The organism is Psychromonas arctica (assembly GCF_038155225.1).
In the GTDB taxonomy this organism is placed as follows: Bacteria; Pseudomonadota; Gammaproteobacteria; order Enterobacterales; family Psychromonadaceae; genus Psychromonas; species Psychromonas arctica_B.
Genome location: NZ_JBAKBA010000105.1, coordinates 1 through 536 on the forward strand (window position 1 = coordinate 1; position 536 = coordinate 536).

The 536-nt window shown below is 39.4% G+C and carries 1 protein-coding gene; it reads right to left on the reverse strand.

Going from position 1 to position 536, the window contains the following annotated elements; genetic code table 11:
- Positions 1–536, reverse strand: a 536-nt coding sequence (locus tag V6255_RS17990) for a transposase (protein WP_341629376.1), incomplete at both ends; no start/stop codon positions are given.

A 536-nucleotide genomic window follows, 5' to 3' on the forward strand; every position in this document is an offset into this window, starting at 1 on the left:
CGCATTTTATCGGTATATGAGATAATTTTATCTTTTATATTCGTTTCAAACTGAACCTGCCGACCTTGTTTTGTAGGTTTCTTTCTCATGCATTGAGTTTGTAATGGGCAAACGCGGCAATCTTTTAAATACCCTGAGTAGCGAACATAATGCCGACCTGCTGTTTCGATATTTTTAACACTCAACCACATTTCCTTACCTGCTGGGCAATGGCACGTTTGTTTCTTTTCATCAAAGTGGAAGTCATTACTATTAAATAATCTAGACCGACCTTTACTTCGTTTTAATCGTCGTTTCTCTTGCTCTGTTTGATACCTTTCACTTTGACTAAATAAGGGGTTACGACTTCTAAAGGCACTATCAGCCATGTAAGCATCGAGCCCAGTGCTTGCCATGAATTCAAGATTAACTTCACTATGGAAACCGCTATCTGCGGTAAATTTAGTGGTTGAAAAAGTATCAGGAGTGCCTAACTTGGTAAGTTGTGCTTGCAGCTGTTCGATGGCAGGTTTTAAGGTTTGTTGTTCACCAACTGA